This window comes from Mesorhizobium sp. M1399, from assembly GCF_040317735.1.
GTDB lineage: Bacteria > Pseudomonadota > Alphaproteobacteria > Rhizobiales > Rhizobiaceae > Mesorhizobium.
In genome coordinates, this window is record NZ_JAMYKZ010000012.1 from 88,357 (window position 1) to 100,588 (window position 12,232).

General features: G+C 60.9%; 12 protein-coding genes. 6 read left to right on the forward strand and 6 right to left on the reverse strand.

Annotation, left to right across the window (positions count from 1 at the left end; translation table 11 throughout):
* Positions 1 to 30 precede the first annotated feature (30 nt).
* From gpt to NKH05_RS21780, 5 genes are all read left to right on the forward strand, one after another.
* Positions 31 to 531 carry a xanthine phosphoribosyltransferase gene (gpt, locus tag NKH05_RS21760; protein WP_023674762.1) on the forward strand — a complete coding sequence of 167 codons (501 nt, stop codon included), beginning with the start codon at positions 31 to 33 and terminating at the stop codon, positions 529 to 531.
* Between the two features lie 200 nt (positions 532 to 731).
* On the forward strand, positions 732 to 1,220 hold the full coding sequence (locus NKH05_RS21765; RefSeq protein ID WP_352790689.1) for an NUDIX hydrolase: 489 nt from the start codon (positions 732 to 734) through the stop codon (positions 1,218 to 1,220).
* 654 nt (positions 1,221 to 1,874) lie between these two features.
* Positions 1,875 to 5,639, forward strand: coding sequence for a vitamin B12-dependent ribonucleotide reductase (locus tag NKH05_RS21770; RefSeq protein WP_352909283.1), 3,765 nt, complete (start codon positions 1,875 to 1,877; stop codon positions 5,637 to 5,639).
* 107 nt (positions 5,640 to 5,746) lie between these two features.
* On the forward strand, positions 5,747 to 6,139 hold the full coding sequence (locus tag NKH05_RS21775) for a DUF3010 family protein (protein ID WP_352641145.1): 393 nt from the start codon (positions 5,747 to 5,749) through the stop codon (positions 6,137 to 6,139).
* Positions 6,140 to 6,146: 7 nt separating this feature from the next.
* Complete coding sequence (locus NKH05_RS21780; protein WP_353026034.1) at positions 6,147 to 7,205, forward strand: protein kinase domain-containing protein; 1,059 nt, start codon at positions 6,147 to 6,149, stop codon at positions 7,203 to 7,205.
* 21 nt (positions 7,206 to 7,226) lie between these two features.
* On the opposite strand, the gene NKH05_RS21785 is transcribed toward NKH05_RS21780, so the two are convergent.
* Entirely contained in the window at positions 7,227 to 8,246 is a 1,020-nt protein-coding gene (locus NKH05_RS21785) for a glycoside hydrolase family 25 protein (RefSeq protein WP_353026036.1), read from the reverse strand.
* Between the two features lie 251 nt (positions 8,247 to 8,497).
* Between NKH05_RS21785 and NKH05_RS21790 the strand changes: the two genes are divergently transcribed.
* Positions 8,498 to 9,412 carry a hypothetical protein gene (locus NKH05_RS21790; RefSeq protein ID WP_353026038.1) on the forward strand — a complete coding sequence of 305 codons (915 nt, stop codon included), beginning with the start codon at positions 8,498 to 8,500 and terminating at the stop codon, positions 9,410 to 9,412.
* 13 nt (positions 9,413 to 9,425) lie between these two features.
* Here the strand turns inward: NKH05_RS21790 and NKH05_RS21795 are convergent, their stop codons facing one another.
* The 5 genes from NKH05_RS21795 to NKH05_RS21815 all read right to left on the reverse strand — a co-directional run bounded on the left by NKH05_RS21795 (position 9,426) and on the right by NKH05_RS21815 (position 12,189).
* The gene (locus NKH05_RS21795; RefSeq protein WP_352495816.1) at positions 9,426 to 9,638 is read right to left on the reverse strand and encodes a hypothetical protein; all 213 of its coding nucleotides are present in this window, start codon (positions 9,636 to 9,638) and stop codon (positions 9,426 to 9,428) included.
* Positions 9,639 to 9,756: 118 nt separating this feature from the next.
* Positions 9,757 to 10,155 carry a GFA family protein gene (locus tag NKH05_RS21800; protein WP_352481152.1) on the reverse strand — a complete coding sequence of 133 codons (399 nt, stop codon included), beginning with the start codon at positions 10,153 to 10,155 and terminating at the stop codon, positions 9,757 to 9,759.
* A gap of 195 nt (positions 10,156 to 10,350) precedes the next feature.
* A complete protein-coding gene (locus tag NKH05_RS21805; protein ID WP_352481153.1) occupies positions 10,351 to 11,307 on the reverse strand; it encodes an alpha/beta fold hydrolase in 957 nt (318 codons plus the stop codon).
* A gap of 24 nt (positions 11,308 to 11,331) precedes the next feature.
* Positions 11,332 to 11,817, reverse strand: a complete 486-nt coding sequence (locus NKH05_RS21810) for an SRPBCC family protein (RefSeq protein ID WP_352587676.1) — start codon at positions 11,815 to 11,817, stop codon at positions 11,332 to 11,334.
* A 123-nt stretch (positions 11,818 to 11,940) separates the two neighbouring features.
* Positions 11,941 to 12,189 carry a ParB N-terminal domain-containing protein gene (locus NKH05_RS21815; protein WP_023717418.1) on the reverse strand — a complete coding sequence of 83 codons (249 nt, stop codon included), beginning with the start codon at positions 12,187 to 12,189 and terminating at the stop codon, positions 11,941 to 11,943.
* Positions 12,190 to 12,232 lie beyond the last annotated feature (43 nt).

Consider the following 12,232-nt stretch of genomic DNA (forward strand, 5'->3'; position numbering starts at 1 on the left):
GCGATGCGCGCTTTGCGGAGTGCGCGAAAGATGTCCCTGCCCGAAAAAGCCTTCCCGGTCTCCTGGGACCAGTTCCACCGCGATGCACGCGCGCTCGCCTGGCGGCTTGCCGGCGCCAACAAGGGGCAATGGAAGGCAATCGTCTGCATCACGCGCGGCGGCTTGGTTCCGGCCGCCATCATTTCGCGCGAGCTCGGCATCCGCATCATCGAGACGGTCTGCGTTGCCTCCTATCACGATTATACCAGCCAGGGGCAGCTGCAGGTGCTGAAGGAGGTCACCCCAGCGCTGCTCGCCGATGACGGCGCCGGCGTGCTGATCATCGACGACCTCACCGACACCGGCAAGACGGCAGGAATCGTGCGCGCGATGATGCCCAAGGCTCATTTCGCCACCGTCTATGCCAAGCCGAAAGGCAGGCCGATGGTCGACACTTTCGTTACCGAGGTCAGCCAGGACACCTGGATCTATTTTCCCTGGGACATGGGCTTCACCTACCAAAAGCCGATCGCCGACGACCACGCCGGCTGATTCGCGGTAACGCCGCTTCCGTCGGAAGACAGCGTCGAGCACTCCTTGAAGGAGTGGCCCCGGCACACGATATTTCCTTAATCGACGCCCATTGGAGTGGTTAACCAGTCCACATGAAGTTTTTTACTTTTATTGCTTATGATTAGCCGTAAGATTTACGAGACGGCAAACGATTCTGGAAGCTGGGGCAAGCTTCTCCGATGTTGACAAGGCCAACGACGCACAACCATCTGGCCGAAAGAGTCCGGCGACTCTTCGGCACGGTGCCGTCCCGCCTGCAGGTTGCAGCGCTGCCTTGGCGCGATAGCGAGGACGGCGTGGAGGTCATGTTGATCACCAGCCGCGATACCGGCCGCTGGGTGCTTCCCAAGGGCTGGCCGGAAGCAAAGGAGCCGCTTTGCGAAGCAGCGGCGCGCGAGGCCGGCGAAGAGGCCGGGCTGCGCGGCACGATCTCGCATCATGAGGCCGGCCGCTATTTCTATGCCAAGGTGCTGGCGTCCGGCGAGGAAGTGCCCTGCGAGGTGCTGGTGTTTCCGCTGCACGTCGACAAGGTCGCCGACCGGTGGAAGGAAAAGCGGGCGCGCATCCGCAAATGGGTCAGCGCCGCCGAGGCGGTACGCATGGTCAACGAGCCCGACCTTTGTCAGATCATCGCCCATTTCGGTGCTGACCCGCATCGCTTCAACTGAGTCGGCACATGGCTTCCGAGTCGGCATGGTCTTCGCTGCGGCGAAGGCCTTCGAGCGTCGGCACCAGGCTTGTGGCTACAAAAACGGAAATCAGCGCGCTTCTGTCCCCGTTATCCACATATGTGACACACAAGATGTTGGGGTCATAAAAGCTACGCAAACGAATCCTTGACGGCGCAAAACGAGTCGCCTTTTATAGGCCATGCGCTCCTGTTGAGAGTGCGACCGGAAAAGTTTCGAGGCCGGTCTTTTTCCCGGAATATGTGCGTTTTGATCCGCATTCCCGCCTGTTTACGAGGCCGGCGAAGGCGTGGGATTTTGAAGCCTTGGGGGGCGAAAGGGGAGGATTGTCGGACTTGAATAAATTGTCTGTTAACACTATATTTAGTGTTTGCAGGTAGGTTCGACGCTAGATAATGTGAATTTCCCTCGACCGAGGGCGTTACAAAAAGTTTTCAGTTTTGAGGGACCCACAGGGTCCGTGAGCGCGTTGGACAGCGGCCTCGCAAGAGGCTCGACCGGCAGGGCCGCGGAGACTGTGACTATGAGAGCCGGCGGTTTCGAACGCCGGCAGACGGCGGCCATGCGCGTTTCGTCACGAGGGCAGAAATCCTCTGGGAAAAGCGCTATATGTAGACAAAAGGGACCGGACCAATGCGCATCGAGCGTCGTTTCACCAAGCCAGGGCAATCAGCTTACGCGGAGATTGAATTCCGCAAGGCGCTTTCGGAGATCAAGAATCCGGATGGCTCGGTGGTGTTCCGCTTGGACAACATCGACGTGCCGGCGCAGTTCTCCCAGGTTGCCGCCGATATCCTGGCGCAGAAATATTTCCGCAAGGCGGGCGTCCCCGCACGGCTGAAGAAAGTCGAGGAGACGCAAGTCCCCTCCTTCCTGTGGCGCTCGGTCGCCGACGAGGCTGAACTGGCCAAGCTGCCGGAAGCCGAGCGCTACGGTTCCGAGACCGACGCCCGCCAGGTCTTCGACCGGCTTGCCGGCACCTGGACCTATTGGGGCTGGAAAGGCGGCTACTTCAAGTCGGAGGAAGACGCGCGCGCCTTCCGCGACGAGCTCGCCTATATGCTGGCCACCCAGCGCGTCGCACCGAATTCGCCGCAATGGTTCAACACCGGCCTGCACTGGGCCTATGGCATCGACGGCCCGAGCCAGGGCCATTTCTATGTCGACCCGTTCACCGGCAAGCTGACCAAGTCGAAGTCTTCCTACGAGCATCCGCAGCCGCATGCCTGCTTCATCCAGGGCGTGCAGGACGACCTCGTCAACGAGGGCGGCATCATGGATTTGTGGGTGCGTGAGGCGCGCCTGTTCAAATACGGCTCCGGCACCGGCTCCAACTTCTCGTTCCTGCGCGGCGAAGGCGAAAAGCTGTCGGGCGGCGGCCGCTCGTCGGGCCTGATGAGCTTCCTCAAGATCGGCGACCGCGCCGCCGGCGCCATCAAGTCGGGCGGCACGACGCGTCGCGCCGCGAAAATGGTCATCGTCGACGCCGATCATCCCGATATCGAGGAATTCATCGACTGGAAGGTCAATGAGGAGCAGAAGGTAGCCTCGCTGGTCACCGGCTCGAAGATCGTCAAGAAGCACCTCGAAGCGATCATGAAGGCCTGCATCAACTGCGAAGGCAATGGCGACGATTGCTTCGATCCGGCGGTCAACACCGCGCTGAAGCGCGAGATCAAGGCGGCCAAGAAGGACGCGGTGCCGGAGAACTACATCTACCGCGTCATCCAGTTCGCCAAGCAGGGCTATACCTCGATGTCGTTCAAGACCTACGACACCGACTGGGATTCGGATGCCTATCTCACCGTTTCCGGCCAGAACTCCAACAATTCGGTGTCGCTGAAGGACGATTTCCTGCGCGCCGTCGAGCAGGATGGAGACTGGCATCTCACCGCCCGCAAGGACGGCAAGGTGCTGAAGACGCTGAAGGCGCGCGATCTCTGGGAAAAGATCGGCTATGCCGCCTGGGCGTCGGCCGATCCCGGCCTGCATTTCAACACGACGATGAACGACTGGCACACCTGCGCCTCGGCCGGTGCGATCCGGGCGTCAAATCCGTGCTCGGAATATATGTTCCTCGACGACACCGCCTGCAATCTGGCCTCGATCAACCTTCTGCCCTACCGCAACGCCGACGGCACCATCGACATCGCCGCCTACGAGCACACGGTGCGGCTGTGGACCATGGTGCTGGAAATCTCCGTCATGATGGCGCAGTTCCCGTCGAAGGAGATCGCCAAGCTTTCCTACGAGTACCGCACGCTCGGCCTTGGCTATGCCAATATTGGCGGCCTGCTGATGACCTCGGGCATTCCCTATGATTCCGACGAGGGCCGCGCCATCTGCGCCGCCCTCACCGCGATCATGACCGGCACGGCCTATGCCACTTCGGCTGAAATGGCCGCCGAGCTCGGCGCCTTCCCCGACTACGACCGCAATGCGCAGAACATGCTGCGCGTCATGCGCAATCACCGCCGTGCTGCCTATGGCGAAAGGGACGGCTACGAGAAGCTTGCCGTCAACCCGGTGCCGCTGGTCGCCTCGGATCTCAAGCAGCAGGAGCTTGCCAACCATGCCAAGGCCGCCTGGGACCGCGCCATCGAGCTTGGCGAGGAGCATGGCTACCGCAACGCGCAGGCAACGGTGATCGCGCCGACCGGCACGATCGGCCTGGTGATGGATTGCGACACCACCGGCATTGAGCCCGATTTCGCGCTGGTAAAATTCAAGAAGCTCGCCGGCGGCGGCTATTTCAAGATCATCAACCGTGCGGTTCCGGAAGCGTTGCGCACGCTTGGCTATTCCGAGAGCCAGATCGCCGAGATCGAGGCCTATGCCGTTGGCCACGGCAATCTCAACCAGGCGCCTGCCGTTAACCCCGGCTCGCTCAAGGCAAAGGGTTTCACCGACGAAAAGATCGCCGCACTCAATGCGGCGCTGAAGTCGGCCTTCGACATCAAGTTCGTCTTCAACCAGTGGACGCTGGGCGCCGACTGGGTGAAGGAGAATTTTGGCTTCACCGACGAGCAGCTCAACGATTTCTCGTTCGAGATGCTGCCGGCGCTTGGCTTTTCAAAGAAGGACATCGAGGCCGCCAACATCCATGTCTGCGGGGCGATGACGCTGGAAGGCGCGCCGTTCCTGAAGGCCGAACACCTGCCGGTGTTCGACTGCGCCAGCCCGTGCGGCAAGATCGGCAAGCGTTCGCTGTCGATCAACAGCCACATCATGATGATGGCGGCGGCGCAGCCCTTCATCTCCGGCGCCATTTCCAAGACCATCAACATGCCGAACGACGCGACGGTGGAAGACGCCAAAGGCGCCTACATGCTGTCGTGGAAGCTGGCGCTGAAGGCCAACGCGCTCTATCGCGACGGCTCGAAGCTCTCGCAGCCGCTCAATGCCTCGCTGCTCGCCGATGGCGAGGAGGATGAGGACGAAGCCGTCGAGCAGCTGATCGCGGCACCGGCCGCACAGCGCGCCGTTCAGGTGACCGAGAAGATCGTCGAGCGCGTCGTCGAGCGTCTCTACCGCGACCGCGAGAAACTGCCGAACCGCCGCAAGGGTTATACCCAGAAGGCGGTCGTCGGCGGCCATAAGGTCTATCTCAGGACCGGCGAATTCGACGACGGCCGTATCGGCGAGATCTTCATCGACATGCACAAGGAAGGTGCGGCCTTCCGGGCGATGATGAACAACTTCGCCATCGCCATCTCGCTCGGCCTGCAATATGGCGTGCCGCTCGACGAATATGTCGAGGCCTTCACCTTCACCAAGTTCGAGCCGGCCGGCATGGTGCAGGGCAACGACGCCATCAAGAACGCCACGTCGATCCTCGACTACGTGTTCCGCGAACTTGCCGTCTCCTATCTCGGCCGCCACGACCTCGCCCATGTCGACCAGTCGGATTTCGACAAGACCGCACTCGGGCGTGGCATCAACGAAGGCAAGGCGACGCCCTTCTCCAAGGGTCTCACCCGCGGTGCCTCGCCGGTCAAGCTGGTGTCGGGCATGGGCGCCGAGCCCAAGGGTTTTGCCGGTTTGGGCTCCGGAACTCCGTCCCGTACCGCCCCAACCGCCTTCTCCGGCTCCAACGTGCTGACGTTGAAGCCGGCCAGCGACGAAGCCATCGCCTACAAGCGCGACTACGAGGAGCGCGCCAGGGAACTGGTCGAGGACATCGTCTACGCGGAAGCCTCCGACCCGACGGAGCTGTTCACCGACGAGGCCGCGAAAGAAGCAGCCGAAGCCAAAGCGCTCGCCGCCAACCGGCGCCAGCAATCGCTGATGCAGGGCTACACCGGCAACGAATGCTCGGAGTGCCATAATTTCACGATGGTGCGGAACGGGACGTGCGAGAAGTGCGATACTTGTGGGGCGACGAGCGGGTGTAGTTGACCTCGAAATTCTAACTCGTTGGACTTACAAGCCGGGCATAAACATGCCCGGCTTTTCTATTTCAGCAATTCGGAATAGATTGAAATGTTGGAAGATTGGGGGGAAATATGCGTGTACTAGGAATTGAGTTTAATGCCAGTTTCTTGAATTACGTCCTTTTGGACGTCGGCGAAGAAAATACAGAAATCCTAACCGTTAACAGACTGACCCTTGCTGCTACTCGATCAAAAGACGCCCTGAAGGCTTTCCAGGCAGCAGTACAGTCGATGTATAACGTTACCAAACCAGACCGAGTGGCTATTAAAACGAAACCGGAGAGGGGTGCCATGAGCGCCGGAGCTGCTTCTCTCAAAATGGAAGGAATTGCGTTGGCGAACGCTCCCTGCGAAGTAGAGTTCGTTTCTGCTCAAAAAATTGCAAAGCTCGAAATCTCTCCCCGCCTCGTCAAGAAATACTTAGAGCCTGCCTACAAGGCAGCTGCCTCACATAAACAGAAATAGAAATTTGATGTATCCCGAAGAGGTTGCAGCGGCACTTGAGCAACTTCAGGCTCACTACCGAGACATTGAAGCGCATCCGGAAGGATCCAACGGCTACGTATTCTTTGCCGTCAATCGAGTGACTGCAGTACCGGTAGCTATAAAATTCTATTTCGGTGCACCAGGAGAACGAAGACACGACGAACCAAACCTCTTGGCTCAGATACAATCTCCAAATGTCATTCCGATACATAACGCCCAAAATATATCCGACGAGTGGGCTTTCTTTGTAACACCACGCCATGTGGGCGGTACGCTCGACGCAGTGATCCAATCTCGTCCATCCGCGCATCGTGCAATTGATATTGCTTCCGGCATCTGCAACGGCGCGAGTGCTATTCACGCCAACGGCTTGATCCACCGAGATCTAAAACCCGCCAACATCGTGTCGGACGGCGGTATTCCGCTAATAGCCGACTTCGGAAGCGTCAGGCGGCTGGCCGAGGGAGAAGCAGACCTGCCGGCGTCCGGACACAGCGCCCTCTATCGTCCGCCCGAATCTTTCGAAACTGGAAGATACAGCTTGCTGGGCGACATTTATCAGATTGGGTTGGTGACTTACCAGCTTCTCGGCGGCAACCTTCCGTACGATCCAATGGCATACTTCAACAAGAAAGATTTTAAGGAATACGTTGAGCTCTCGGACGATTTTCAGAAGTCGCAGTGCCAGGACGGCGTGATCCATCGCCGAGCGGCATCAAGGGAACTCATGGACTTGAGAACCCTCCCACCGTGGGTACGGGGTATCGCAAAAAATGCCCTTCGTTCGATGACTCATCCCAACGTCAGCCAGCGGCTCAAGAATGCCGCTGATGTCGCGGCGGTCCTCACTCGCGTACGAGCCGACACGCTCGATTGGCAATGGGCCGATAATGTTGCAAGGCTTGAGCTTGCAGACCGCATCATAGAACTCCGGCCTACCGCCAATGGGCTTTATGAACCGCTGCAAGCGAAGGAAGGCCTGTTTCGGCGCATACCGTCGACGCCCAATGCGCCGCTTGGTGCATTGGTTGCCCAGGTAGTCTGATCAGCTTGGAGCCGACCGCCCTTACTCCGCCTCCGCCACCATCTGCCGTCCGCTAGTCCAGTCGCGCCACGCCCTCTCGTCGCCGTGGAAGACGTTGAGGTCGATGCGGCCTCTCACGCCGTGCGACAGGCCGGAGCCGGAATACTGCCAGAACAGCCATTTGCGGCCGGGATAGACTTTTGACGGGTGCGCCGCCACGGCGCGCAGCCAGAATGGATAATCGGGGAAGGCGCCGCGCAGGTTGTCGCGGTAGAAGTCGGGGGCGGTGTAGATGATCGGCCGCTGGCCGTAGTGGCGCTCGAGCTTGTCCATGAAGACCTGCATCTTCTCCAGAACCTTTTGCCGCGACGGGCGGCGCTTGCAGCTGGATTCGCCGTTCCACTCGACATCGATCACCGGCGGCAGCGCGCCCTCGGCCCTCGGCACGTTGCGGATGAACCAGTCGGCCTGCTCGCCGGCGGTGCGGCACCAGTAGAAGAAGTGATAGGCGCCGCGCTTCAGACCGGCGGCGTCGGCATTGCGCCAGTTCCTGGTAAACATCGGGTCGATATGATCGCCACCGTCGGTCGCCTTGATGTAGGCGAAGTTGGCGCCCTGGGCGCGCAGCTTTTCCCAGTTCACATTGCCCTGCCAGCGCGAAACGTCGACGCCATGGACGGCGAGGCGCCTTGGCGAGGAGGACTTGCCGAAATTGATCGGCTTGGCGTCGCGAAAACCATAGCGCGTGACCGGCTCGGCAAGCATCGCCGGTGCCGCGCGTGTCAGCCGTTTCGGCGGCGACATCAGCGCGATCACCTCGGCCGGCGGTTCGACGTCCTGATCGGGTACGTCCATCGCGACCGGCTGCTCGTCCTGCTCCTGTTCGGCAAAGGCGGGCGCAGCATCAGTTGTCGCCACGGATGCCACCGGCGCGGGTGGCCGCACAACCGAGCTGGTGGTCTCGCTGGACGGCACTTGCAGCGCATCGACGCTGGAGGTCGACGTGCAGCCGGCAAGGCACAGCGCTGCGATCGAGAAGATGACGACGCCTGATAACCGCATCTGGACCTGTACGCAAAACACAACAGACCGAAGGCAGGACAACGCCGCCGGACAAACCAAGCTGGATTCCTAACAAGAAACTACCAACAAAGTTTGAATCGAATTGTTAGGGCTCTCGTCGAGACGTCGGCGGGACGGAGGCGCGCTATCCCTCCAACGTTTGGCCATGTCGCTGCCTCCGCTTGACAACTCATGGCATGAGATTAGTCTCTACTAATCTTACGGTGTAAGGCACTACTTGGGAGGAAGTTATGCAGCCCGCCGCCCTGTCAGAATTGCAGCCGGTGGTCACGCCGGAGCCACGCTCGCCCGCCATCGGGATCGACGAGATATCCGGCGATCTCAGCCGCGTCATCGAACGCGCTGAGGTCGATGCCTGGCTCGATCTCTATCGCGCCGCCCCGGCAGACTTTGCCGCAAGGCAAGGCCTAGCCATCGCCGAAGATGGCGATCTCGTCTGGACCACCTGCACGACGATCCCGTTCATCCATTTCAACTGCGTCAAGAACCTTGGTGTCGATAGCGCGGCCACCGAGAGCCGGCTCGATACGCTTCTGAGGCATTATCGCGACGCCGGCATTCTGCGGCCCTGGTTCTACACCAACCCACACACCGAGCCCGCGACGCTCAGCTGCTGGCTCGAGGCGCGCGGCCTGCAGCGTCAGGGAGGCTGGGAACGCATCTTTCGCGACGCCACGCCGTTGCCAGCGGAGCCGCTTTTCCCGACGGAGGATGTCTCGGTCGAGCGGGTGACGCCGGCAACGGCAAGGGAATGGGCTGGGTTCATCGACAGCCAATACCGGTTGCCGACCTCACCGTGGTTACTGGCGCTGGCCGGCCGGCGCGGCTGGCGCCATTACATGCTGCGGCGGGACGGCGCGGTGGCGGCGGTGCGCTCGATGTTCATCGGCACCGACGGCATGGCCTGGAGCGGCATCGACGCGCCGGTGCCCGGCATCATGGCGCCGAGCTTCGATCTCGATGCAATGCTCGGCGAAGCGATGGTGCGCGACGGACTTGCGGCCGGTGCAAAACTGTTCGTGGCCGATATCGAGGCGCCGCAAGCCGAACGCGACGGGCCGGCCTATCGCAACTATGCACGTCTCGGCTTCAAACTCGCTTATTTCCGCAGCCATTACAGCTATTTGCCGGCAAATTCCGGCTAACCGCTTCAAGACCCTAGCCGCACAGCCACAGCTTGTGGCAGGTCGTGGCCATCAGGTGGGCCGGCGGTACAAAACGATCGTTGACCGCCACATCATCGTCCGCCCGCCGGACCTTTTCTTCGAGCAGCGTGCGAAGTTGCGCCGGTTGCACGCGGTCGCGCTCCATCACCAGCTTGATCATCGGATCGCTCAAGAGTTCGTCCAGGGTGTTGATGCTGTCGTTCATTCCGTCGCCTCCTCGACTGCCGCCCGCACGCAATAGATAGGCAGCAATGATGGCCCGCCAATGACGCTTTGCCGGCTATCTCGTGTCGCTTTGGATTAAATTTTGTCCAGATTTCACCTCAAACCGGAGGTGGCGCGCCTTCATATTGCGGCAGGCCGTCGTCGATCTGCACCCAGGGCTGCTTCGAGGCGGTCCAGATATGCATCTCGGGCCTGAACACTGAGGGGTCATCGAGCGAGCCGGTGGTGACGCCGATGATGCCGGCGGAATCGCGCCGGGAAAACATCGTCGTGCCGCAGCGCGGGCAAAAGCCGCGCTTGAGATCGGGCGAGGAATTCACCATCGCCAGCGGACCGTCGACCGTCACATCGTCGATACGGAACAGCATGCGCGCGTTGAAGGCGGCACCCAGCGCCTTCTGGCACAACCGGCAATGGCAGATCCGCTCATTGATCGGTGCCGCCTCGGCGCGGTAGCGCACCGCGCCGCACAAACATCCACCCTGATATCCAGCCATCGCCCGCGTCCCTTCCCTGTAAGGATAGGCGATACCTATCGATAGGCGTGGCAGCGTCAATTGAAAAGCTTTGATGGCGCCATCTATAGCTGTGATGCGGCCGATACACGATTGGCTCGATGCGCCGCGCCAAGGCCTCATCGACGAAATGCCGGCCGTCTCGCGGGAGACGGCCGGCAGACAATTGACTGCGTGTCAGTTCGTTTCGTTGACGACTTCGTCCCAGGTCTTGACCTTGGTCTCGCCATTGAGGAACGGCAGCGCGGCAGGTGTCAGTTCCGGCGCGAAGAACACATCGTAGTGGGTGCGGTTCGGCACGATCGCCAGGCGGTTCTGCGACAGGTTCTCGCGCATCCAGCCGGCGTCCTTCAATCCGCCGCCGAGCATCTGGTAGAATTTGATCTCGTGCTCGGGCCGGTACATGTCGCTGTCGCCGAACACCAGCATCACCGGCATTTTCAGCTTCGGCACGTCGGCGGAATAATCGTAGTCCTTGCGCATATAGGCGCCAAGTTGATCGAGGAGTTTCGGAAAATCCTCCGGATGCGGCGCAACGGCGACGTAGGATTTGTACATCGGCGTGTCCTTCATCATGTCAGCCATCGCCGCGCCGACCTGTGCCTGCTGGCCACGCATCTCGGCATAGAAGCCGTCCGCGGCGTAGGGGGTCGAGACCAGCACCAGCCGGCGCACCGCCTCGGGATGCTGCACGGCCATGCGGAAGGCGACGCCGCCACCCAGCGAATAACCCATGACGTCGACCTTGTCGTAGCCGAGCGCCTTGACGATCGCCGCCATGTCGTCGCCCATCGCCTCCAGGCTGAGCGGCCGGTCGCCGAGTGCGGTGCGGCCATGGCCCTGCAGGTCGACGCCGATGACGGTGCGGTTTTCGGTAAGCTTCGGCAGGATCGGCGCGAACATATCCGTCGTGCCGAGCCCGCCATGCAGCAGAAGCAGCGGCTCGCCCTTACCATAGACGGCGTAATAATAGTTCAAACCGTTGATCGGCAGCAGGCCGGATTTTTCCGGCTTCGGCAATGTTGCGGTTGCGGTCGTCATGGCGGGCTTGGCCTCCTCAGCGTTGATGGTGCCCGGCGCGGCAAACAGCGCGGCGGCCGAAGCGAAAATGGCGAAAAATATCGATCTGGACATGTCAGTCTCCCTCTCCCGTTTGCATCAAAGTCGCCTTGCGACTTCCTCGAGCTGTTCGGCGCACTGGCCCCAGCCCTCGTGAAAACCCATTTTCTCGTGCTGTTCGCGGTCGGCGACCGACCAATGCGCAACCCGGGCGACGTAGCGGGTCTTGCCCGTGCCCTCGTCCTCGAGTGTCACAATGCCGGTCATGAACGGTTTGGCGGAAGGCTCCCACGCCTTGGTATAGGCATCGGTGAAGACGAGCTTCCTGCCCGGCACGACTTCGAGGAAGACGCCGGGGTTCGCAAACTCGTTGCCGTCGGGACCGGCCATGACGACCAGGCTGGTGCCGCCGGCGCGAACGTCCATCTCAGCGCGCGGCGTCGTCCACGGCTTCGGCGCAAACCATTGCGTCAACAGCTTCGGCTCGGTCCAGCAGCGATAGACGTTCTCGCGCGGTGCATCGATGATGCGGGCGAGAACCAGCTCGCGGTCGGAGTTGGGGGCGATGTCGAGCTTGGTGGTCATGGTGTTTCCTCACATGTCGGGTTTGGCTTTCGTGTCTAGGACGAACCGACAAGACGCAAGCCGACACGGTCCACGAGAAAAAATCCGCGGAACCGGAGATTCGAACGACGGAACCGAGTGGCTTCAGTGGCGCTTGGCTTGCACCAGATAGGCGTCGATCTCAGTCTCGCCGAGCCACTTGGCCGCTTCGAGCCGATGCAGGCCTTCGACCAGGATATGGCGCTTGCCGTCATGGCGCACCTGGATCGGCGTATTCATGCCGTTTTCCAGAATGTCCTCGGCAAGATGGCGGACGGTCTCGGGATGCAGCGTCTTCTTGCGCGCGGTCGGCACGTAAATGTCGTTGACCCTAACCTTTTGCACTCTCAGCATATCGGCTCCCGTGGCGGACAAGGCCGCGTTTTGTGAGATAGTC

Bases quoted from the DNA above. Each gene is read 5' to 3' on its own strand.
- gpt (WP_023674762.1), top strand. From the start codon at position 31: ATGTCCCTGCCCGAAAAAGCCTTCCCGGTCTCCTGGGACCAGTTCCAC.
- NKH05_RS21765 (WP_352790689.1), top strand. From the start codon at position 732: ATGTTGACAAGGCCAACGACGCACAACCATCTGGCCGAAAGAGTCCGG.
- NKH05_RS21770 (WP_352909283.1), top strand. From the start codon at position 1,875: ATGCGCATCGAGCGTCGTTTCACCAAGCCAGGGCAATCAGCTTACGCG.
- NKH05_RS21775 (WP_352641145.1), top strand. From the start codon at position 5,747: ATGCGTGTACTAGGAATTGAGTTTAATGCCAGTTTCTTGAATTACGTC.
- NKH05_RS21780 (WP_353026034.1), top strand. From the start codon at position 6,147: ATGTATCCCGAAGAGGTTGCAGCGGCACTTGAGCAACTTCAGGCTCAC.
- NKH05_RS21785 (WP_353026036.1), bottom strand. From the start codon at position 8,246: ATGCGGTTATCAGGCGTCGTCATCTTCTCGATCGCAGCGCTGTGCCTT.
- NKH05_RS21790 (WP_353026038.1), top strand. From the start codon at position 8,498: ATGCAGCCCGCCGCCCTGTCAGAATTGCAGCCGGTGGTCACGCCGGAG.
- NKH05_RS21795 (WP_352495816.1), bottom strand. From the start codon at position 9,638: ATGAACGACAGCATCAACACCCTGGACGAACTCTTGAGCGATCCGATG.
- NKH05_RS21800 (WP_352481152.1), bottom strand. From the start codon at position 10,155: ATGGCTGGATATCAGGGTGGATGTTTGTGCGGCGCGGTGCGCTACCGC.
- NKH05_RS21805 (WP_352481153.1), bottom strand. From the start codon at position 11,307: ATGTCCAGATCGATATTTTTCGCCATTTTCGCTTCGGCCGCCGCGCTG.
- NKH05_RS21810 (WP_352587676.1), bottom strand. From the start codon at position 11,817: ATGACCACCAAGCTCGACATCGCCCCCAACTCCGACCGCGAGCTGGTT.
- NKH05_RS21815 (WP_023717418.1), bottom strand. From the start codon at position 12,189: ATGCTGAGAGTGCAAAAGGTTAGGGTCAACGACATTTACGTGCCGACC.